This window comes from Cupriavidus sp. 05N39 (assembly GCF_056397325.1).
In genome coordinates this window covers 1-382 of sequence record NZ_JBFTNE010000376.1, presented here as the reverse complement: position 1 = coordinate 382, position 382 = coordinate 1, and the positions used below count along the sequence as shown (strand labels likewise).

The 382-nt window shown below is 73.6% G+C and carries 1 protein-coding gene; it reads right to left on the bottom strand.

What is annotated here, in order from left to right; genetic code table 11:
• Positions 1–382 (bottom strand): DUF998 domain-containing protein (locus AC1DN0_RS41785; RefSeq protein WP_477146711.1); only part of this gene is annotated, 382 nt, incomplete at both ends.

Sequence of the window (382 nt, the reverse complement as noted above, 5' to 3'; positions counted from 1 at the left end):
GTGCAGCAGGGCCTGGGCGCGCCAGCCCGGCAGCCGCAGCGCGCCCAGGCCATACATCAGCGTGCCCGGCACGAATGCCAGCACCCAGACCATCCAGGCGCTGGCGTGGTACTGGCTGGCCGGGCTTTGGATGTCGTTGGCGTCCAGCGGCAGTACGCCCATGGCCGCAAAGCCCACCCCCGCCAGCGTCAGCAACTGCACGCCCACGCGCATGGACCAGGGCGCGGTGCGTGGCACCCGCAGCAGCAGGCGCACCGCTACCGCGCTGGCCAGCACGCCGGGCAGCACGAACCCCAGCACGCTGAAGGCCTGCGCATGCGGCACCCCGATCGCCCCCAGCAGCGCGACCGGGTGGCGCATCGCGTCGTAGCCCGGCAAGGCC